The organism is Legionella sainthelensi, from assembly GCF_900637685.1.
Classification (GTDB): Bacteria; Pseudomonadota; Gammaproteobacteria; order Legionellales; family Legionellaceae; genus Legionella; species Legionella sainthelensi.
Window position 1 is genome coordinate 1,182,380 of record NZ_LR134388.1, and the last position, 19,238, is coordinate 1,201,617.

Genomic DNA, 19,238 nt, shown 5'->3' on the forward strand with positions numbered 1-19,238 from the left:
GCTCCATGAATATTATGCGCAAAACGATAGCCACTGCGTTGAGCCTTGGTTGCAAGCAACCAGGCTACGCCTTCTGGGAGACCTGTTGTTGGGGGATTTTTAAGAAGAACCTAACTAAGCTCCAAATAACCCATACACTATAGCTGAAATCGCAATAACGCCCATAATTGTAACAAACACATTACTAATTACATCCGTGCGATATTTTTTCATTGCTGGAATTTTAGCAATTGCATACATGGGCATGATAAACAGGAGTATGGCGATGACTGGGCCTCCGAGAGTTTCTATCATTTTTAAGATATTGGGATTTATTGTGGCGACTAACCAGCAGGTTAATATCATAAAAATTTCAACGATTCGTTGTAATTTTGTGTCACTGATGATTATTTTTGAGGGCTTGAACAGATTCACAATAATACTGCTTAATCCTTCTTTAGCGCCTAGATAATGACCTAAAAACGATTTAGAAATTGCAATAAAAGCAATGATTGGTGCGACCGTAGCTATAAAAGGTGTTTTAAAATGATTCGCTAGATATGAAAGTATAGAGATATTTTGTTGTTTCGCCTGTAATAAATCCTGAGGAGAAAGACTAAAAACACAGCTAAATACAAAAAACATGACAGAAAATACCATCAATAAATGACTGTATTGCATAATCCAAGTACTGTTACGATCAGCATCATGACCATATCGTTCTTTTTGATTTACAGCAAAAGAAGAAATAATGGGTGAATGATTAAACGAAAATACCATCACAGGGATAACCAACCATAAGGTCATGAGTAATCCATGCCCACCGTTAGCATGCAATGAATTACTTTGTTGCAAAATGGCATCATTCCAATGGGGAATTAAATAAAGTGATAAAAATAAAAGAATTGTTGCAAATGGATAAACCAATACCGACATTGATTTTACTATAATTTCTTGTCCAAATCGGACTACGGCCATTAAGGCTAGAATAAGTATAATGGCTAAAAGTGCTCTTGGTGGTGCTGAAATGCCTAACTGATGTACAAGAAAGCTTTCTGTTGTATTGGTAATTGCTACACTATACATGAGTAGGATGGGGTAAATTGCAAAAAAATACAAGCCGGTTAGGATTCGTCCTGAAAAAACACCAAAATGTTCTTCTACTACATTGGTAATATCATTTTTTGTTGTAGAACCTGATAAAACAAAACGGCATAAAGCACGATGAGAATAGTGGGTCATCGGAAATGCGAGCAGAGTCATTATTATTAACGGCCAAATCCCATTTAGTCCAGCATCAATAGGAAGAAAAAGTGTTCCTGCCCCAACTGCGGTACCATACAAGCTTAACATCCAGGTGGTATTATTTTTTGTCCAGGAAGTTTTTTTATTTGCGGTTAGCGGAGAGAGTAGCGTTGTAGATTCATTTGATGCCATTAAAACAACCCTTTAGATGTATACCCAGCACATTCCGTTCAATTTTAACACTATTGGATCGATATCTCAACAGCTCTATATGTATCCGAGTAAAAATTATAAAGATCAACTTGCTTTGTACAGCAATTTTTACTCATCTGTAAAGTAAATTTAATTTTAAACCTAGAAAAAATCTGTTGAAACCTACAATGCGTGCAACAGACGCCGCTGTTTTTTCTAGGTTAGAGCTCAACACTCCAATTTTGTTCCATAAAGTCTATCTCCCGCATCACCTAAGCCTGGGATAATATAACCTTTTTCATTGAGCTGTTGGTCTATTGCGGCTGTAAAAATTGGAACTTCTGGATGATCTTCATGGAAGGCGGTTATTCCTTCAGGAGAAGCAAGAAGGCAGAGAAATTTTATGGATTTTGGGCCTAATGCTTTAATTTCATTAACTGCCGCAATAGCAGAATTTCCAGTCGCTAACATGGGATCAACTACAATAACATCCCGATCTTGAGTGTGTTCTGGAAGTTTAAAATAATATTCAACGGGCTCTAATGTTAGAGGATCACGATATAAACCAATGTGACCAATTCTTGCTGTGGGTACAAGTTGTAACATGCCATCGACTAATCCATTTCCAGCGCGTAAAATAGAAACAAAAACCATTTTCTTTCCTTTTAAAACAGGGGATTGCATTAATGCTAAAGGGGTTTCGATTTCTTCATATTCTATTTCTAAGTCACGTGTTATTTCATAAGCCAAAAGCATGCTAATTTCGTGCATTAAAGCGCGAAACTTGACTGTGCTTGTATCCTTTCGACGCATAATTGTTAATTTATGCTGAATTAATGGGTGTTTAACTACAACAACGTGTTGATTATTCATTGATTACTCCATAAAACGTGTTCATCCAGCCAAGGTCTGTTTACAATTCTACTCTCTTGGCCAAATGCTTTAATTTTCTGTTCTTCTCCGTTGCTCGAAAATCAAAGCATTTTGACTGAAGCTAGCGAATTTTAAACAGCTCCTACTTTTTTTGATTAAAAAACGGTTCCATCACTAATAATTTGGAGAGGAGGGGAGCCTTGGGGGCGTTTTTGTCGGGCGATTCGTCGTCCGGCTTCCCAAGTGCCTCCTTGTAAAATCTTAGCTAAGGGCAATTCAGTCTGGTTTTTTCGTAATTTTTTCCTGATTAAATCAGCTAACTCATCTAATAATGCTACAGTGAGGGCGCGCCATTCCACGATAATTTCTGCATCAGGTAGGTACGCTTTTTCCAAGTCTATTTTATTTTTTATGCGGAGTAACTCACTATCAATAAGTAATCCACCATTGCGATACTCAGGTAATCCAGTGAGTTCATCAAGATGATTTACTGAAAGTCCAGCAAGTTCTAAAGGCTCGATCAATGAGTAGGTTAACCATTGGGATAATTTATGAAATGGAATATATTCAGACCCAAGCTCATTAGTTTTTAATGCCTTATGTTGCCATACGTCCCCGAGTGAAACGCCATGAAACAAGAGTCTAGCTGGCCAGATTGTATTAAATGTATTAAGTACTGTTTGAAAAATTTGCGTTGCTGAGAGTTGTTTCTGATTCGCTAATGAGCTTATGTAAGTAAAAAAATTGCCTAATCGGTGCTCATTACCAAAATGCTGCTCATCATGCTGGATTAATGATCCTAATCGATTTAACAAGGCGAGTCGTCCAGAAATACCTTCCAGGGGATTGCTTTGGGTGACTTGAAAAGCTTGTTTAAATTCATGTTCATTAAGTGTCATTAAGCGTGCTGCATCTACTCTGAATGGTTCCGATGGATAGGAGCTAAAAATACCCTTTTGATACAGTGATAAACTGGCCAATGCCAAACCTTCTGATCGTGAATAGGTCATTCCTGTTTCTGGTTCTTTGTAGCACCAGTTTGGCCCTGCGCCCGCATCTAAAAATACGCTGATAATAACAAGCTCATAAAGAATTTTTCCGCGATCTTCAATAGATAATGAGCTTAATTGTTCTTGCATTTTATTTATGCGATGGATACCACCTGCTTCAAAATGCCGCCAACGACTATGATAAGGAATATCTAAATTTGGATAATTATCCTGAATCACTTCAATAATAAACGATGCAGTGCTGGTCATTTTTTCAGGTTCTAAAGCAAAATATTCTGATTTATCTTGTTTGATCATATCGAGAATTGCTTGTGACCTTATTCGGATCGTACGAGGGTCCATAAGTGTCATAAGGACTTGGTCAATTTCTTGTTGATTATTACTCATGGAGATCACGTCCTTTGGTTTTTGCTAATTCATTGATATCTACAATACGTTCTGGAGAGTAATAACCTGCTGCTCGTTTCGCATTCATTTCTACTTGCGCATCGGGTGGAATGAGTTCATCAGGTATGGTGACACGCTCCACAATGTTAATACCCGATTTGAGTAAAGCATCATATTTCATATTGGACATGGAAACAAAACGATGAATTTTAGTGATGCCAAGCCAGTGTAAGACATCGGACATTAATTCTTGAAAACGCATGTCTTGAACACCTGCGACGCATTCTGTTCGTTCAAAATATTTGGCTGCTGTATCACCGCCTTTTTGCCTTTTGCGGGCGTTATACACCAAAAATTTAGTAACTTCTCCTAAAGCTCGGCCTTCTTTGCGATTGTAAACAATCAATCCAGCTCCGCCTTTTTGTGCGGATTCGATGGATAGCTCAATTCCATGAACTAAATAAGGTCGGCATGTACAAATGTCGGAACCAAAAACATCCGAGCCATTACACTCATCATGAATCCGACAGGTAAGCTCAATTTTGGGGTCATGTATGGTGGTAACATCACCAAAGAAATAGGCAGTTAACCCTCCTATAGGGGGTAAAAAAACATCCAAATCGGTGCGAGTAACCAATTCAGGAAACATTCCTGCTGTTTGTTCAAATAAAGTGCGACGTAAACGCGATTCTGAAACGCCAAAGCGCTCAGCAATTCCCGGAAGATACCAGACAGGTTCTATAGCTGCTTTAGTCACTGCGACATCACCGGATTCTTTTAATATTTTTCCATCAGGCTTTAATCGGCCCTTTTGTATCGCTGTATGGAGCTCAGGAATATTAATATGTGCTTTTGTCACAGCGATTGTTGGGCGAATATCGTATCCTGACTTAATCTCTTGAGAGAATACGCTGGCTACGAGATGTCCCCACGGATCAAGAGAGATAATTTTCTGAGTGCCGCACCATTGATGGTGTGGGCCTATAGCAACTGGCGGAGTAGTATCGGTTAGATCAGGAACATGTTCAGGATCCAAAACTCCAGCGGCAACAGCAAGTGCTCGGTAAACAGAATAGGACCCGGAATGTGTGCCGACAGCGTTGCGATTTTTTATATTGGTGAGGGAAGCAATTACTGGACCTCGCTCTTTAGGGTCTTGGGCTCCCCATTTTATTTTTAAAGGTGCAGCTGTATGCCCAGCTGGATGTGATGATAAAACGATATGACCTTTGGATTTTTTTTTTGATTCCTCTTGCACCATGATATTAATCCTTTAAATGATAACCACTTGATAAACTTATCATAACAGAAGAGATTCAAAGGTAGAAAGTGTTCTATGTTAAGAAAACTGATGTTCTTTAAATAATTAAGGCTCTGAATCGAAGTATTTATAAACGAGAGATTATTGTACTAGGGTGACATTACCGTTATGATGATTCAATTTTTATTTACAATCAGGAAGATTGGTTGATGACGACTTTAATTGTATGTTTGTTTATTGCAACGCTGTTACCTTATCTATTAAAGCTCGTTGTTGCCAGTTTTATGCAAAAAGAGGGGAAATACGACAATCATTATCCAAGGTTGCAACAGGCTAGGTTACAAGGAATGGGTGCAAGAGCGGTGGCTGCTCATCAAAATAGTTTTGAGTCATTGCTTGTATTTGCTGTTGCTGCATTGACTGCAATTGCTACAAATCATGTGGGCACGGCAGTTCAAGTCTTGGCAGTTATTTATATTGTTTCACGAATCATTTATAGCTTTTTATATATAATGGATATGGCTTCGTTAAGATCAGCAAGCTGGTTTGTTGGTTTTTTTTGTTGCTTGACTGTTTTAGTGTTATGTATGATCTAATTATTTGTGAAATAAGAATTAACGCATAACTATGTTGGAAAGGGTTTTTAATGCACGAAAAAAATAATATGCAGCAAGTCTCATTACAGCCTTTGTTGGTTTCTGTAGTTTTAATGCTTATGGTATTGATGCAAATGACAACAGATCAGTATGTTCCTTCATTACCTGCTATCACCAAAGTTTTTAATACGAATGAAGCATCAATTCAATTGACGCTTTCTCTTTTTATGCTTGGATTAAGTATCTCACATGTGTTTTATGGTCCTTTGTCCGACAAAATTGGCCGCAAACCCCCGTTAATGTTTGGTGTTGGTTTAAGTATTTTGGGAAGTTTATGCTGCTATATAGCACCCACAGTTTTTGTTTTAATCATTGGTCGTTTTATTCAAGGTTTTGGTATAGGTTGTTGTGGTTCAGTAGGGCGCTCTTTAGTCCGTGATCTTTTTACAGATAGAGTTTTATCAAAAATTGGTTCCTATGTTGGTATTGTGAGCGTTTTTATTATGGTTGCCTCTCCTGTTCTGGGTGGATACATTCAAGAACATTTTGGGTGGCGCAGTAATTTTCTGTGTTTGTTCGTGTTTGGGATTGTCATATGGCTTTTTGCATTACTTACTCTTCCAGAAACTAATAAAAATCTTAATCCAGAGGCAACTAAAATAAGAGTGATGCGGGATAATTACTTCACATTATTGCGATCGAAAGTTTTTTTGGGTTATGCCTTATGTGCGTGTTTTGCTTGCGCAGGTCTCCTCGCTTATCTTGCAATCGCTCCTTTTCTTTTTCAAGATGCTTTAGGGTTGAGTCCCATAGAATTTGGCCAATTAACTATTTTTATTGCAGGAGCAATTTGTGTGAGTGGGATAATTAATAGTCAAATGGTGATGGGTAAAGGAGTATCTCATATGGTGTTTATTGGGATAATTTTTATGATTATTGGTGGCCTCGCCATGCTTTTCCTGGCCTTTTTAGGGATGAAAAATGTTTTATCTATCATGATTCCTGTTTCTTTTTTTAGTATGGGCGTTGGTTTTACTTTTATTAATGCTTTTGCTGGCGCTTTTCACCCTTTTCCACATATGGCAGGCACAGTAGGTGCTTTATATGCCTGTATGCAGGATTTAAGTGCGGCATTATCTACGGGTATCGTTGCGCTTGGTAAATGGTATGGGCAATATTCATTGGCGACAATATTTCTCGTTTTGGGAGTAAGTTCTTTAGTTTCATGGTATTATTTAGCCTCTCAAGAACATTAAGGGGCTTTGATGAAAATTACTGAGAGTGAATTAAAGAATATTATTGCCAAGTTATCTGGTTCTAATGCAAATGAAATTCATGATGAAACCGCTTTAATAGAGGACTTACATTTAGATTCTTTAAAAATTGTAGAGCTACTTGCCGTTCTTAGTGAAGAGTATAATTTAGCAGTGACTGAAGATGACGCGATGAACTTCCATACTTATAAGGATATATTTGATTTTACTCAAGCATAAAACTCTAATGGCCCACCTTTTATTAATTTGTAAGATGTGCCAACTAGTGTCATTTCACGCTTAAAACCAAGTTCTGTTTCTAAATTTAACCTTAGTGTGGCAAGCTATAGCTCACCAGAGATTTTTATGAGGGTTTTAAAATGGAGCCTAAGTCGTTTTTATTGCCCTTAGTAAAATACGCCATCAACATGTAAACAGCAACCGCCCCGGCAATAGCTAATCCACTGTAAAATATAGAGTTTTTTAAAAAACCATTCGACTCAGGTTTTTTTCCATCTGGAGCGCTAGAGACTATCGATTTTTTTTCTGGAGGAATAGTGATTTTATGCTCTTCATTCCTGATTGGAGATTGGGGATTCTCTTCATCAAGTGACGCGTTGATAGCAACTTGGTAGCGCTGTAGTAGACTTTCCCATTGATTTCTATGTTTCTCTTCGTAACTCTCAGCCTCTTCTTTAGATACGGTACTATGATTGTTTTCGAGATTGGATTGTTCAAAAAACTCTAAATATCTTGTGTGTATGCCATCAATTGATTCTGCAAAGTCTTTGTCGCTATAACGTGTTTTAGCGTTATGTTTTAATCGTATTTGTGCTTTTTGGGGTATTGAATTATCTAGATCCATATCTGGATTTTCTTTAATGTTTTTAACCAGATCAAAAACTTGAAAAGCAATCTGCGCACTGTCATATTCGCATAGTTTTTGTGTTCGTGTCATTGCTACAGAGGCAGATGAACAATCGATTCCCGCAAATTCTCCTATTTTTTGGAGCTGAGCTAATTGTTTTTCAACTTCAGTTGTTGAATTTTTTTCGTCAAGTATCCATCCGGCATAAGCTCTTGTATGTTCTTGTTCTAAGTAAAATTTTACCTGGTTAAAAAGAGTGCCAAAATGTTTTGAATCATTTAATTTACTTGCTGATGGATTTTCTATATCAACAACCAATTGTTCTGCAAATCCTAATAATTCGTTGATTTCAGCGAAGACGAGTTTTGTATTATAGCGTGCATCGCGAACCACTCTTTCGGTAGTTAATGCAATATATTTTTTAATTTGAGTATCAATCAATTGACCTAAAAATTCGAATAATTCTTTTTTATGTTTCATCGTGTTTCCCTTCTTATTTTGAGCAAGTAGATTATCTTATGACTTTAATTGATGCAATTAAATCATCTTGTTTGAGCTTATTTTTCTCCATTTGTGGAGGGTGTTACTTATTCTTCTTCACTTATCTTAAAAGCTTTATATACTAAATAAGGAGGAGATTCTTTGTTAGGAAATACTATGGAAACCGAGCGTGGGTTATTAGTGACTACTCAGTCATCGCAAGTAATAGAAAGCATTGATCATTTCCATCATCAAATCCTTGCTGCAGGTAAAGAACCCCATTTCATTTTAGAGGCTGTTAAAAAACATCCTGATAATTTGCTTCTCCAGGTATATGCCGCCTCATTTTATCTTTATGGTCAAACTAATCCTGCTACAGTGAGAGCTAAAGAACATTTATTTCACGCTGAAAAATCGTTGTACTCAGCAAGTTTAAGAGAAAAATTAGCGTATCAAGCAGCTAAAGCCTGGATGCGCTTGGATTATCACGGTGCTTTAACTTTGTTATCGGCTCTAACTACGATTTATCCACGTGATACTTTAGCCGCAAAATTTGCTGAATGGTTATATTATTGTACTGGGCAAGCATACAATAGCCATCATTATTTAGCATTTTGCGAGCGCATTGCCCCTTATAATCAAGATGAATCTCATTTTATAGCCATGCATTCTTTTGCAGCTGAGTTATCGGGACATTTATCGGATGCACAGAGTTTGGCAGAGAAAGCTCTTTCACTCGAAACACTCACGCCATGGGCACATCATACTTTAGCTCACATTTATCTTAATACTAATAATTTGGCAAAAGGAATTGCTGTTTTAGAGACGTTTCGAGTAAGTTGGAAAGACATTTCGCCACTTTTGCGAGGTCATAATAGTTGGCATTTAGCTTTATTTTACCTTGCATTACGACAAGCAGAAAAAGTAATGGCCTTATACCCTTATATTTTTGGTTATGCTCCAGAAGTGATTACTGAGCAAATAGATGCCCTATCTTTATTATGGCGATTAGACATGGCAGGATTTCCCCAATTAAATCAGCTTAAAATTATTGCGAGTTATCTGGATGAGAATCCTTATACTCATTATATTGGTTTTAATACAATTCATTATATCTATTGCCTCGCGCGTTTAGGGCACGAAGTGGAGGCGCAAAAAGCTATTTTGTCCATTGAAAAATACGCTAGAATCCTGCCCAAAGGATACAGTCGGAAACTTTGGCACGAAGTGGTTTTACCTTTATGCAAAGGGATATATGCTTTTGTTACTAATGATTTTCAAGCTGCTTGTGATTTTATGACTCCTTGTATTTCGAGACGTACAGAAATTGGAGGCAGTGATGCTCAATCTGAAATTTTAGCGCAGACTTATTTGCTTTGTTTATTGCAGACCAATAAGAAAAAAGCAGCTAAAGAGTATTTTAACCTTCATTTGCTGCATTACAAAGGAACGCCTTTAGCTGCGTTCTGGTTTGCTTGAACTGTTTAAATTACCTCTAAAAGAGCGCTAGCAGCAATTCCACCACCACCTGCGGCAACCAAGAGGACCTTATCTTTTTTCTTCATGTCTGCATGTTCACGCAAATAATCAAGAGCGATGCCTACGCTTGAGCCTGATGTATTCCCTGTTTCTTCCACCGTTTTGATGACACGCTCTTCAGGAAAACCTAATTGCCTGGCTACAGATAATACTAAGTTCTTGTTTCCTTGATGAGGTACCAACCATTGAATGTCTGTAGTGGAAAGATTTAATGCCTTGAGAAACTCTTGCGCTCCATCTACCATACCATGCACTGCTTTAACAAATAAGGCGGTATTTTCCTTGATGGTGATGTAAAACTGATTGGGATCAGTGCACTTTGCTGCAGGTAATTGCGATCCTCCTGCTGGAGTAGATACCGTATCACCGACTTCTCCATCAGCAAATAATGAAGAGGCAATAAAACGAAAATCTGCATTTTCCTTATCGGTAGAAATAAGGCAAGCAGCCGCTCCATCACCAAAAAGAACACTGGTCGCAAAATTATTTTTATTTAAAAATTTGGAACGAATTTCGCTGGCGATTAATAATACATTTCCCATACTTGCTTGAGTAATAGCCACACCAGTATGCAAACCGACAACGAAACCTGCGCAAGCAGCCCCTACATCAAAAGCACCAATATTTTGCAATCCGAGCCGATGCTGGACTAGAGGGCTAGTAGGTGGGGCAAGGTAATCTCCTGAAATTGTAGCCAGTATCAGTTGGTTGACTTTATTTTTTTCGTAAGGTTTTGCCGCAAAAAGTTTTTCTGCTGCAAGTACTGCCAAATCACTACATGCTTGTTCCTCATTGACCCAGCGTCTGTTTCTGATTCCTGTTGAGAAGCTGATCAAAGTAGGAGTTTGAGTACTACTCATCCAATTAAGTACATCTTGGTTACTCATCACCTTTTCTGGCAATGCAGTGAATGGTCCTTTAAGATAAATATTTTTTTCTGCACGTAACAAATTCATGATGAGAGTAATCCTTCTGAGCGCATGAGGGGTAACCCACCGCTTACGGTGAGCACTGAGCCTGTCATAAATGAAGTTTTGGACAATAATGGATCTAGGGCTTCAGCAACTTGATCTGTTTCTCCCATCCTGCCTTGAGGAATAATTTGCGCCATTTTTTGTTGGTAGGCTTCTTTTTTCCAGAATTGCTCTGTTCTTGATGTTTTAATCAATCCAACCCGCACGATATTGGATAAAATATTTTGCGCACTATAATCTACCGCCAGATTTAAAAATAAACCTTCCAAAGCAGCTTTAACCGTGCAGTATGCGCCATAGCGGCTGGTTCCTGTGATGGCAGAAAGGCTGGAAATTAAAATGAGCCGTCCAAATTTATTCGCTAATAAGGAAGGCAATAATCGATGAATCAACCACATATTTCCGTGCAAATTGTCATCAATATAAGTACGCAATGACGGATAAGATAAGGCGTGTAATTTGCGCAGTTGATTTACCCGCGTAAACGCATTGAAAATGATGCCGTCTAACGGTTCCTGGAGTAGATTTTGCAGCGCATCTTGACTGGCCTCTGGGTTCGAAAAATGATACACGAAACCCTGGATATCCATATCTTGATGCTTATAGTGCGCCAATGTTTTATTTAAGCTGTCTTGATTAGAGCAGGTTATAATGATTTTATCACCCAATTGTAAACGTCGTTTGGCAATTGCTTGGGCAATATCAGAAGATCCTCCCGTAATTAAAATCTTCATTGAGCCCCCAAATCGATTAAGTGTTTGGCAATGCTATCTATGGACTCATAATGTTCTTTAACTAAAGGCATTACTGGAATCTTAATCTTAAATTCACGCTCCAACTCAATGATTAATAAAGCTAACATCAAACTATCGAGCCCACCTTGTTCTAATTGAGCATGTGAATCTTCTGGAAGATTGTTTAAACCAATTCGTTCTAATGCATTGCGAATTCGTTGAGTATGCATGTATTTATTCCTTGTAAGTGCTTAAGAGTAGTGCTTTTCTATCAAGCTTTCCATGTTGATTACGGGGGAGCTTTTCTAATAATTGCACACTAATAGGAAACTTTTTGGGTAAAAAATATTGTTTGAATTGTTCAGTAAGCATTTGCTCTGTCTTATGAGTGCTGAATGTCCCTCTTTCCAGACAGACAAGTAAACGAACCCCATAAAGTTCATCCGCCAGGGGGAGTACAATTGCTTCTTTAATTTCTGCAAATTGACAAATTTGGTGCTCTATATCAATTAAATTTACTTTTTCACCACCTATATTGACTATATAATCCAGACGCCCTTTAATACTTACTAAGCCGGAAGGGAGTATCTCAGCTAAATCTCCAGTGTAAAACCAACCATTTTTGATTTTAGATGATGTTTCATCCCCAAGATAACCGAGCATAAGTTGGCTTCCTTTGATGAGCAACTCATGCTCCTCCGATAAACCTACTTGCCAATCACCTACTGGATATCCTGCATAATCTTTGAGAAATAACGGGTCGTTACTGGAGTAGGTTAAAACGCGAGGTGATGCTTCGGTTAAACCGTAATTGTTATAAACCAGGGCATTAGGAAATGTCTGGATTAGGTGTTCACGTAAGTGCAGGGCCAAAGGCGCTCCGGCAGAAACTACAGCCTTTATTTTTGCTGTACTGTCGGGATAGAGTGCTGCCATTTTAGTTATAGCGACCCAATGAGATGGTACGCCACTCCACATTTGAGGCGCTATTCCGGTTTCCAAAAGGTTTTTAATGTCCGTAAATTGGGTTACTAATTGGGTTTTTATTCCAGCGATTAATCCAGGAAGTAGTTGACCCAGCAATCCAAAAGAGTACGATAAGGGTAAAAATAATAGTTGATCGTTTATCTTATAAAATTCTAATGCTTTGATTACTGCATGAGAATTGGCAATAATATTGTTCAAAGAAAGCTGAACTGCTTTCGTTTGTCCGGTACTGCCTGAAGTAAAAAGTACCAGAGCTAATTCTGGATGATGTTGATTCTGATTATTCTCTTGCAGCTCTAGAAGCTCCCCAGCCTCATTAATAGTCATGTTGGTACTTAAAATGGTTCTTTTTTGCTGATCAGATTCTTGATGAGAAATCAGGGCAACGGGCTTGCCAATATTTAGAGAGGCTAATAATTGAATGACAAATAAAGGATGGCTCCTTGCTTGCAAAACAAGTATTCCTGGCGGTAGTTTTTTCAATCGCAAAGACATCTTTTGGATTTCTACAGTTAACTCAGCAAAACTTAAGTCTTGATCTTCGCAGCTTAATGCAATTTTATGAGGAAAGTTTTGGGCCAGAAATCGCATGCTTTATCCCTCAACCTTATTTAATTTCCAAGTGGCTACGACTGGAAGTGTATTATCCAATAAATGTTGACGACAAAAGTTTCTTCGAATTTTACCACTGGTTGTATGGGGCATGGATTTCAGTGGAATCAGTACTATATGATGAATCTCAAGTTGATGTGTTTGATAAACCAGCTCAAAAATAGTATTGAATAACGACTCTTGTTCTTCAGCCTCTAGAAAACGGTTTTTTACTTCACACATCACTGTCAACTCATATTCATGATCAGTTTGTGTTACAAACGCAGCACACTTGCCAAGAAGCTTATGTATTGGGTGATGTAAAATAGAATATTCAATATCTTGCGGATAATGGTTTTTTCCATAGAGAATAATTAAATCTTTAATACGACCAGTAACGTAGAGTTCCTCTTCATGAATGAAGCCCAGATCGCCTGTTCTTAGATATTCTTGATGTGTCGCATCATCTTTAATTTTTCCATGAAATGCATGTTTTGTTTCTTTTTCTTGCTCCCAATAACCATGCGCTACACTATCACTTTGCACCCAAATTTCACCTACTTGATCATGAGTACAAAGAGTCAAGGTATCTGGATCAACAATTTTTACTGTTTGAATTAATTTTCCACAACCGACTAAGCGATGACTTTGAGAACTTCCTTCTTCAGCAAAATGAACGCGATGATCTTGATACTGTTCTTTGGCTAAAGTGAGTGTATTGTAAGGAGTAAAAGGAGAGTGACCTGTTACAAATAAAGTGGCTTCTGCGAGACCGTAACAGGGATAAAACGCATTTTTATTAAATCCATAATCTTTAAATGCGTGATAAAAATGTTCCAGCGTCTCTTGGCGAATGGGTTCAGCACCATTAAATGCAATTCCCCATGAACTTAAATCTAATCCTTGTTTTTTTTCTTCTTTAATCCGTTTGACACAATAATCATAAGCAAAATTAGGACTTCCACTAATGGTTGCTTTGTATTTGCTGATATTTTGCAACCATGACAAAGGATTTTGTAAAAAAGAGAATGGAGACATCATTAACACTGGAAAGCCTCCATAAATAGGGGTCAGAATACAGCCAATTAATCCCATATCATGATGAGGTGGAAGCCAACTAAAAAATATTGTTTCATCACTCATAGCATAAGCGCGGTATATCTTATGTGAATTATCCAGTAAATTATTATGGCTGATTATCACTCCTTTAGGATGCATGGTAGATCCTGAAGTATATTGCAGGAAAGCAATAGTATCTCGGTTAATCTTAGGAGGGTGCCATTCAATACTTTGGGTTAATTTTAATTCCTCGATGGTGATGCAAGGTATTTGATCAATATGAGGTGCTCCCTCTGGGCCGGAATCACTGAATTTATTTACATGGTCTGAGGTCATAATTGCAAATGCTGGTTTTGCATTACTCATAATCCGATGTGCTTTTTCAAGTAATTTTTTTTGAGCAGGGGGATGAATAGGAACCGCGATGCATCCTGCGTAAAGACAGCCAAAAAAAGCTTGAATGAATGGAAGTCCAGGAGAAAATAATAATAAGATTCTATCCCCAGGTTGCGCTCCGCGGATTTGCAACATGGCAGCAATTGCTCTAGCGTGTTGATCCAAATCCGAATAAGTCATTTTCTCTTCTAAATCTTTATTAATAAAAGTACAACTTACCTTGTTTGGAGTATTTTGGGCTCTCAGTCGAACAACATCCACTAGAGATGGACAGTGAATTATTTCTTTATTCATCTCTATCCTTATTCGTGTGATATTGCAAGATTTGTCCTGCATAAGAAAGTCCTCCGCCTACGCTCATCAGGAGTATCTTTCCAGAACGGTCAAAAATTTTTTCTTCTACTGCTCTTGCTAAGGAATAGAGAATAGATGCACCACCAATATTACCAATTAAGTCGGCGTCCCATATAATGGCCTTGTTCATCATGTGATGCTCTTGAAGGACTTGAGCAATTAGTTTGCGATTTACTTGATGGGGGATAATCCAGGTGATGGATTTTCTGTCTTCCTCAGTGGGTAATAAATGAGCTAACATGTGCTTGTACTTATTATAGGCAAGTTCTTTCATGAGTGTTTCATCACCGACCAGATGATAACCTATTGTATCTAACTGTTCTTGTGTGGGTGGAAAAACACCTTGAGTTGTAAACGCCTCAACATATTTTCCATCAGTAGAAAAAAAGGTCTTTTCAACAGAAAATGCACCCCTTGCACTTTTTTCCAGAAATAGGGCCGCAGCACCGTCTGCCAATCCAATCCATGTTTTTTCATTTTCTGGATCGATGACCTTGGATAATGTTTCTGCGCAGCTGACCAGCACATTTTCATAACCAAGAGCCATTAAAGCATAAGCAAGATGCAAAGTGGACAATGAAGTGGAGCATCCAGTTTTTAAATCATAGGCTGGAGCATCAACTCCTAGATGTCCCAAAACAGCAGCAGCTTGTGATCCTGTGAAACGTTTATTTGTGGTAGAGCCCAGTAAAAAAGCATGAATTCTGGAAATGCTATTATCTGTAAATAGCTTTTGCACGGCTGAAGTAGCGAGAGACTCAGCAGTTAATTCCCTTGAGTTATCCATATCTTCCCATGGTTTATGGCACCAGTAACGAGAATAAAAACCAAACTCCTCTCCGATTTTTTCGGCAAACTTTTCTAAAAAGGACACAGACTTATCTGATGTTCTTGGAAAGTTTTGCAAAATTTCTAGATTAGAAATCGGTGGAGAATTAGGTAGAACTCGAGATGCAGCGGTAATATCAAAACGAATATTTGGTCGCAAAATAACCATAATTTACCCTTATTATTTCATTTTTTAAAACGATGGATGCATAGGTGCTTCAATTATAGCCCTTTTTTTTAAAATTGACCTAGATAATTACGAGGTGTATATTTTATATAGTTTTATTTAAAAATGAATAAATATGTCTTCATTGTCTGCTGATAGAACTGCAATGAAATGGATAGAAAGTCTAATCGACGAGCATAGTTTTATTCCATTGTTTGCAGAGTATGCGCCCGATAATCAATTTCATATACAATATGGTGCTGAAGTAATTACAGGTTTAGCTAAAGTAAATCAAAGGCCTGTTGCGGTGTATGCTCATAATAATTCAGTTAATCGCGGCTACATTACCAGTCATGGTGCTCGCAAAATTATTCGTTTAATGGATAGGGCTAAAGACTTACGTATCCCTATTATTGCATTTCTTGCTTCACCAGGTATTTCTTTAGAAGAAAATTTATTAAGTGGTGATGGTTATACTCAGGTTATCGCACGTAACATTAATTTATCAGGCCTGATTCCACAATTTGCTATTCTTGTTGCGCCAACACTTGGTGCACCGGCTTATTCTGCAGTATTAATGGATCTGCTTTTCTTTAACAAGCACCGCAGCTATTTGATGGTAACGAGCCCTATGGTCGTACAGCAAGCGATTGGTGAAAAAGTAAGTATGAGCGACTTAGGTGGTACGGCTATGCACGCAAGTACAACCGGCTTGGCTGATTTTGTGGATGACAGCTTGATAGCGCAAATCAATCATGTGAAGACGATGCTTCATTTTTTTCCTTCACATCATCGTGAACATCCACCCATACATGCGGTTATTGAACCACTGCATTCGATGCCCACTGTTCCTGCTGATCCTAGAGTCCCGTTTAATATGCTTGAATTAATTCAAGCCATTGTAGATAACTCTGATGTTTGGCAATATAAAAGTACTTATGGCCAAGCGATGATTTGTGCTTTTGTACACATCCATGGATACGCAGTGGGTATCGTTGCGAATCAAAGTATTCGCTTTAGCGGCGCAATTGATTCCGATGCGGCACAAAAAGCGTCTAAATTTATTCGCATCTGTGATGCTTACTGTATTCCAATTCTCACGTTAATTGATGTGCCAGGATTTATGCCTGGAAAACGTGAAGAGCAAAAAGGATTACTGCAACATGGTGCCCGATTATGTACCGCTATGCAAACTCGAGTACCCAGGATGAGTGTTGTTGTGCGTAAGTGCTATGGAGCTGCGGCATTTTTAATGATGCAAACTGTTTCCCAGAATGGAGATTTAGTTTTAGCTCTGGAAACCGCAAATTTAGGGGTCATGGGCAAAGAAACGACTAAAAAAGTTCAAAATACAGATGGCCAAGTAGCGACTGAAGAGCAAGTACAGCCGTCCGAAACGTTTCCTCTTAATCCTTCCTTAATGGATGCTTTTGCTTCTGGGTTAGTCGATGAAATTATTAATCCAAATCAAGTCCGTGGACGTCTGGCCCAACATTTAGAGTACTTATATCGTAAAATGAATGGACTAGGAGAGGCAAAACATTCTATTGTGTAGTGCGCTATCGAATATTATAGATTATGGGGCTGTTGACAATTCATCGTCCAAGAGCCGATGTCACACTGCCATTAAGTTAATGGCAGTGAACCGACGTCCCGCAGCTTGCCCCGGGCTCCAGCAATCGTGATGAATATATAAGTTTATTGCTCAAAGATAAATCTTATGGAGCCCGACGACAAACCATTGATTTATTATTTTAAGGATTATAATGTCTTCGTACATTAGTTTAATGCAATTAATTCACTCTTTTGAAGCTTATTTAGGTAATCCTGAAACTCAAAATACCCCAGTTAATTTTAAACAAAGCTTAACTTATGATGAACAAGAGCTACTTGCTTGGCCGCAAATCAAATTCATTCAGCAATGGAATTTTATGGAGTATTTAATTCCATGTGAGCTGGGAGGGAAGCTTGGGGCACTTGACTCTACTTATGCTTTGATTAAGTCAATCAGTAGGCGCGATCTAACTACCGCGATTGCAGTAGGTTTGTCTTTTTTAGGTGCTTTGCCTCTTTGGTTGGCAGGTAATATCAAGCAACAGCAAAAAATAGTTGCACTTTTTCGACGTGGTGAGATTGTGGCTTTTGCCTTGACTGAGGAGGAGCACGGTTCAGATATTATGGCCAATGAGGTAGTAGCCAAAGCTTATGAGGATGGTTGGCAATTATCTGGAAATAAATGGTGTGTTAATTTTGCTACATTAGGCCATGCAGCGAGTATTCTCTGCCGTACTCATGATAAAGGCGGTCCCTTAGGGTTTTCAGTATTTTTTTTAGATAAATCTGATGTGGAGTCTGGATTTACGCCTACCCCTAAGTTACCTACTCTCGGGGTGAGAGGGTTAGATATTAGTGGTTTTTCTTTGAATAAAGTGTTTTTGCCTCAAGAGGCGTTGGTAGGCAAAGAAAGACATGGGTTAGAACTCACTTACAAAATATTACAAGTTTCAAGGGCATTATGTGCTTCTTTTTCCGTGGGCGGCGCAGACACAGCGTTGAGATTGACCCTTTCTTTTAGCTTGACCAGACATTTATACAATAAAAATGCTTATGACATTCCTGTAGTGAAACAACGACTAGGAGAGCAATTTACTCAATTACTTATTGCAGATTGTATGGGGCTAGTCATTGCACGTGCAGGCTCAGTGATGCCGCAAAAACTATCTTTCTGGTCTGCAATTATAAAGTTCCTCATTCCTAAAATGACCGAAGACATTGTTGATGAGTGTGGACTGGTTTTGGGGGCTCGTGCCTATTTGCGAACTACTGAATGGGCTATGTTTCAGAAAATAAGGCGTGACATTAAAGTAGTTGGATTATTTGATGGGAGTAGCCAAGTTAATTTATCTTTAATTGCATCCAGTTTATTACCTCAAGCGCGAATGAGGGGAAGTTGTCCAAAAAATCAGCTTATGTTACTGGAGCAAATTTTTGATCTTAAAAAAGGTTGTCCTGCATTTAACATAACTGATTTGGGTCTTTTTATGCATGAGGAAGACAGCATTTTGGCTGGTCTAAGTGTCTTGCAATCAGAACAAATTGCCCCCCTAATCATTGCTATTCAGCATGAAATTGATAGACTTGACCAGCAAATGATGCTGATGCAAGAGCAAAAACAGTTAGAACCACGTAGCTTGGCTGCTTTTCGTTTGGCAGAACAATATTGTTGGGTTTTTGCTGCCAGCTGTTGCTTGCACTTTTGGCATTTTAATCAGGAAATGCTTTGTAAGGAGTCTCTTGATTTAGATTGGATTCAATTGGCAATTCAGTTAATTCTTAATAAATTACATACAAATTCTAAAATAGATACGAGACTGCAAGAATCTATGGCAAAAAAACTAGAGATTTTTTATCAACAGAATAAACTGTTTTCAGTGCTTCCTGCACAAATACCCGATTAAATATATAA

General features: G+C 38.2%; 17 protein-coding genes. 6 read left to right on the forward strand and 11 right to left on the reverse strand.

Features of this window, described 5'->3' with window-relative positions; all coding sequences use genetic code 11:
• Window positions 1–114: 114 nt before the first annotated feature.
• The 4 genes from EL220_RS05300 to EL220_RS05315 form a co-directional block, all read right to left on the reverse strand.
• Entirely contained in the window at window positions 115–1,416 is a 1,302-nt protein-coding gene (locus EL220_RS05300; RefSeq protein ID WP_027272115.1) for a serine/threonine transporter, read from the reverse strand.
• 228 nt (window positions 1,417–1,644) lie between these two features.
• Window positions 1,645–2,289 carry a uracil phosphoribosyltransferase gene (upp, locus tag EL220_RS05305; RefSeq protein WP_027272116.1) on the reverse strand — a complete coding sequence of 215 codons (645 nt, stop codon included), beginning with the start codon at window positions 2,287–2,289 and terminating at the stop codon, window positions 1,645–1,647.
• A 155-nt stretch (window positions 2,290–2,444) separates the two neighbouring features.
• Window positions 2,445–3,686: a URC4/urg3 family protein gene (locus EL220_RS05310; RefSeq protein ID WP_027272117.1), complete on the reverse strand. Its 1,242-nt coding sequence runs from the start codon at window positions 3,684–3,686 to the stop codon at window positions 2,445–2,447.
• Window positions 3,679–4,947, reverse strand: a complete 1,269-nt coding sequence (locus EL220_RS05315; RefSeq protein ID WP_027272118.1) for a GTP cyclohydrolase II — start codon at window positions 4,945–4,947, stop codon at window positions 3,679–3,681. The genes EL220_RS05310 and EL220_RS05315 overlap by 8 nt, the downstream gene beginning before the upstream one ends.
• 209 nt (window positions 4,948–5,156) lie before the next feature.
• Between EL220_RS05315 and EL220_RS05320 the strand changes: the two genes are divergently transcribed.
• Genes EL220_RS05320 through EL220_RS05330 form a run of 3 tightly spaced genes read left to right on the forward strand, consistent with a single transcriptional unit; the run spans window position 5,157 to window position 7,036 of the window.
• Window positions 5,157–5,543 (forward strand): MAPEG family protein, encoded by a 387-nt coding sequence (locus tag EL220_RS05320; RefSeq protein WP_027272119.1) that lies wholly within the window; start codon window positions 5,157–5,159, stop codon window positions 5,541–5,543.
• Between the two features lie 50 nt (window positions 5,544–5,593).
• The gene (locus EL220_RS05325) at window positions 5,594–6,799 is read left to right on the forward strand and encodes a multidrug effflux MFS transporter (protein ID WP_027272120.1); all 1,206 of its coding nucleotides are present in this window, start codon (window positions 5,594–5,596) and stop codon (window positions 6,797–6,799) included.
• Window positions 6,800–6,808: 9 nt separating this feature from the next.
• On the forward strand, window positions 6,809–7,036 hold the full coding sequence (locus tag EL220_RS05330; protein WP_027272121.1) for an acyl carrier protein: 228 nt from the start codon (window positions 6,809–6,811) through the stop codon (window positions 7,034–7,036).
• Between the two features lie 124 nt (window positions 7,037–7,160).
• Here the strand turns inward: EL220_RS05330 and EL220_RS05335 are convergent, their stop codons facing one another.
• Window positions 7,161–8,144 (reverse strand): hypothetical protein, encoded by a 984-nt coding sequence (locus EL220_RS05335; protein ID WP_027272122.1) that lies wholly within the window; start codon window positions 8,142–8,144, stop codon window positions 7,161–7,163.
• A 177-nt stretch (window positions 8,145–8,321) separates the two neighbouring features.
• Here EL220_RS05335 and EL220_RS05340 point away from each other — a divergent pair, with 177 nt between their 5' ends.
• Complete coding sequence (locus EL220_RS05340; RefSeq protein ID WP_027272123.1) at window positions 8,322–9,623, forward strand: tetratricopeptide repeat protein; 1,302 nt, start codon at window positions 8,322–8,324, stop codon at window positions 9,621–9,623.
• A gap of 5 nt (window positions 9,624–9,628) precedes the next feature.
• Here EL220_RS05340 and EL220_RS05345 read toward each other — a convergent pair whose 3' ends face one another.
• Genes EL220_RS05345 through EL220_RS05370 form a run of 6 tightly spaced genes read right to left on the reverse strand, consistent with a single transcriptional unit; the run spans window position 9,629 to window position 15,775 of the window.
• A complete protein-coding gene (locus EL220_RS05345; RefSeq protein ID WP_027272124.1) occupies window positions 9,629–10,639 on the reverse strand; it encodes a 3-oxoacyl-ACP synthase III family protein in 1,011 nt (336 codons plus the stop codon).
• Complete coding sequence (locus EL220_RS05350) at window positions 10,636–11,391, reverse strand: SDR family NAD(P)-dependent oxidoreductase (protein ID WP_027272125.1); 756 nt, start codon at window positions 11,389–11,391, stop codon at window positions 10,636–10,638. Before EL220_RS05350 ends, EL220_RS05345 begins: the two co-directional genes overlap by 4 nt.
• Entirely contained in the window at window positions 11,388–11,621 is a 234-nt protein-coding gene (locus EL220_RS05355; RefSeq protein ID WP_027272126.1) for an acyl carrier protein, read from the reverse strand. The genes EL220_RS05350 and EL220_RS05355 overlap by 4 nt, the downstream gene beginning before the upstream one ends.
• A gap of 4 nt (window positions 11,622–11,625) precedes the next feature.
• Window positions 11,626–12,969 carry a class I adenylate-forming enzyme family protein gene (locus tag EL220_RS05360; RefSeq protein WP_027272127.1) on the reverse strand — a complete coding sequence of 448 codons (1,344 nt, stop codon included), beginning with the start codon at window positions 12,967–12,969 and terminating at the stop codon, window positions 11,626–11,628.
• Between the two features lie 3 nt (window positions 12,970–12,972).
• Entirely contained in the window at window positions 12,973–14,718 is a 1,746-nt protein-coding gene (locus EL220_RS05365; protein ID WP_027272128.1) for a fatty acyl-AMP ligase, read from the reverse strand.
• A complete protein-coding gene (locus tag EL220_RS05370; RefSeq protein ID WP_027272129.1) occupies window positions 14,711–15,775 on the reverse strand; it encodes a 3-oxoacyl-ACP synthase III family protein in 1,065 nt (354 codons plus the stop codon). Before EL220_RS05370 ends, EL220_RS05365 begins: the two co-directional genes overlap by 8 nt.
• Before the next feature lie 133 nt (window positions 15,776–15,908).
• On the opposite strand from EL220_RS05370, the gene EL220_RS05375 reads away from it, so the two are divergent.
• Entirely contained in the window at window positions 15,909–17,327 is a 1,419-nt protein-coding gene (locus EL220_RS05375; protein WP_027272130.1) for an acyl-CoA carboxylase subunit beta, read from the forward strand.
• Between the two features lie 211 nt (window positions 17,328–17,538).
• Entirely contained in the window at window positions 17,539–19,230 is a 1,692-nt protein-coding gene (locus EL220_RS05380; protein WP_027272131.1) for an acyl-CoA dehydrogenase family protein, read from the forward strand.
• Window positions 19,231–19,238 lie beyond the last annotated feature (8 nt).

Coding starts and splice junctions, on each gene's coding strand:
- EL220_RS05300 (WP_027272115.1), bottom strand. CDS start 1,416: ATGGCATCAAATGAATCTACAACGCTACTCTCTCCGCTAACCGCAAAT.
- upp (WP_027272116.1), bottom strand. CDS start 2,289: ATGAATAATCAACACGTTGTTGTAGTTAAACACCCATTAATTCAGCAT.
- EL220_RS05310 (WP_027272117.1), bottom strand. CDS start 3,686: ATGAGTAATAATCAACAAGAAATTGACCAAGTCCTTATGACACTTATG.
- EL220_RS05315 (WP_027272118.1), bottom strand. CDS start 4,947: ATGGTGCAAGAGGAATCAAAAAAAAAATCCAAAGGTCATATCGTTTTA.
- EL220_RS05320 (WP_027272119.1), top strand. CDS start 5,157: ATGACGACTTTAATTGTATGTTTGTTTATTGCAACGCTGTTACCTTAT.
- EL220_RS05325 (WP_027272120.1), top strand. CDS start 5,594: ATGCACGAAAAAAATAATATGCAGCAAGTCTCATTACAGCCTTTGTTG.
- EL220_RS05330 (WP_027272121.1), top strand. CDS start 6,809: ATGAAAATTACTGAGAGTGAATTAAAGAATATTATTGCCAAGTTATCT.
- EL220_RS05335 (WP_027272122.1), bottom strand. CDS start 8,144: ATGAAACATAAAAAAGAATTATTCGAATTTTTAGGTCAATTGATTGAT.
- EL220_RS05340 (WP_027272123.1), top strand. CDS start 8,322: ATGGAAACCGAGCGTGGGTTATTAGTGACTACTCAGTCATCGCAAGTA.
- EL220_RS05345 (WP_027272124.1), bottom strand. CDS start 10,639: ATGAATTTGTTACGTGCAGAAAAAAATATTTATCTTAAAGGACCATTC.
- EL220_RS05350 (WP_027272125.1), bottom strand. CDS start 11,391: ATGAAGATTTTAATTACGGGAGGATCTTCTGATATTGCCCAAGCAATT.
- EL220_RS05355 (WP_027272126.1), bottom strand. CDS start 11,621: ATGCATACTCAACGAATTCGCAATGCATTAGAACGAATTGGTTTAAAC.
- EL220_RS05360 (WP_027272127.1), bottom strand. CDS start 12,969: ATGCGATTTCTGGCCCAAAACTTTCCTCATAAAATTGCATTAAGCTGC.
- EL220_RS05365 (WP_027272128.1), bottom strand. CDS start 14,718: ATGAATAAAGAAATAATTCACTGTCCATCTCTAGTGGATGTTGTTCGA.
- EL220_RS05370 (WP_027272129.1), bottom strand. CDS start 15,775: ATGGTTATTTTGCGACCAAATATTCGTTTTGATATTACCGCTGCATCT.
- EL220_RS05375 (WP_027272130.1), top strand. CDS start 15,909: ATGTCTTCATTGTCTGCTGATAGAACTGCAATGAAATGGATAGAAAGT.
- EL220_RS05380 (WP_027272131.1), top strand. CDS start 17,539: ATGTCTTCGTACATTAGTTTAATGCAATTAATTCACTCTTTTGAAGCT.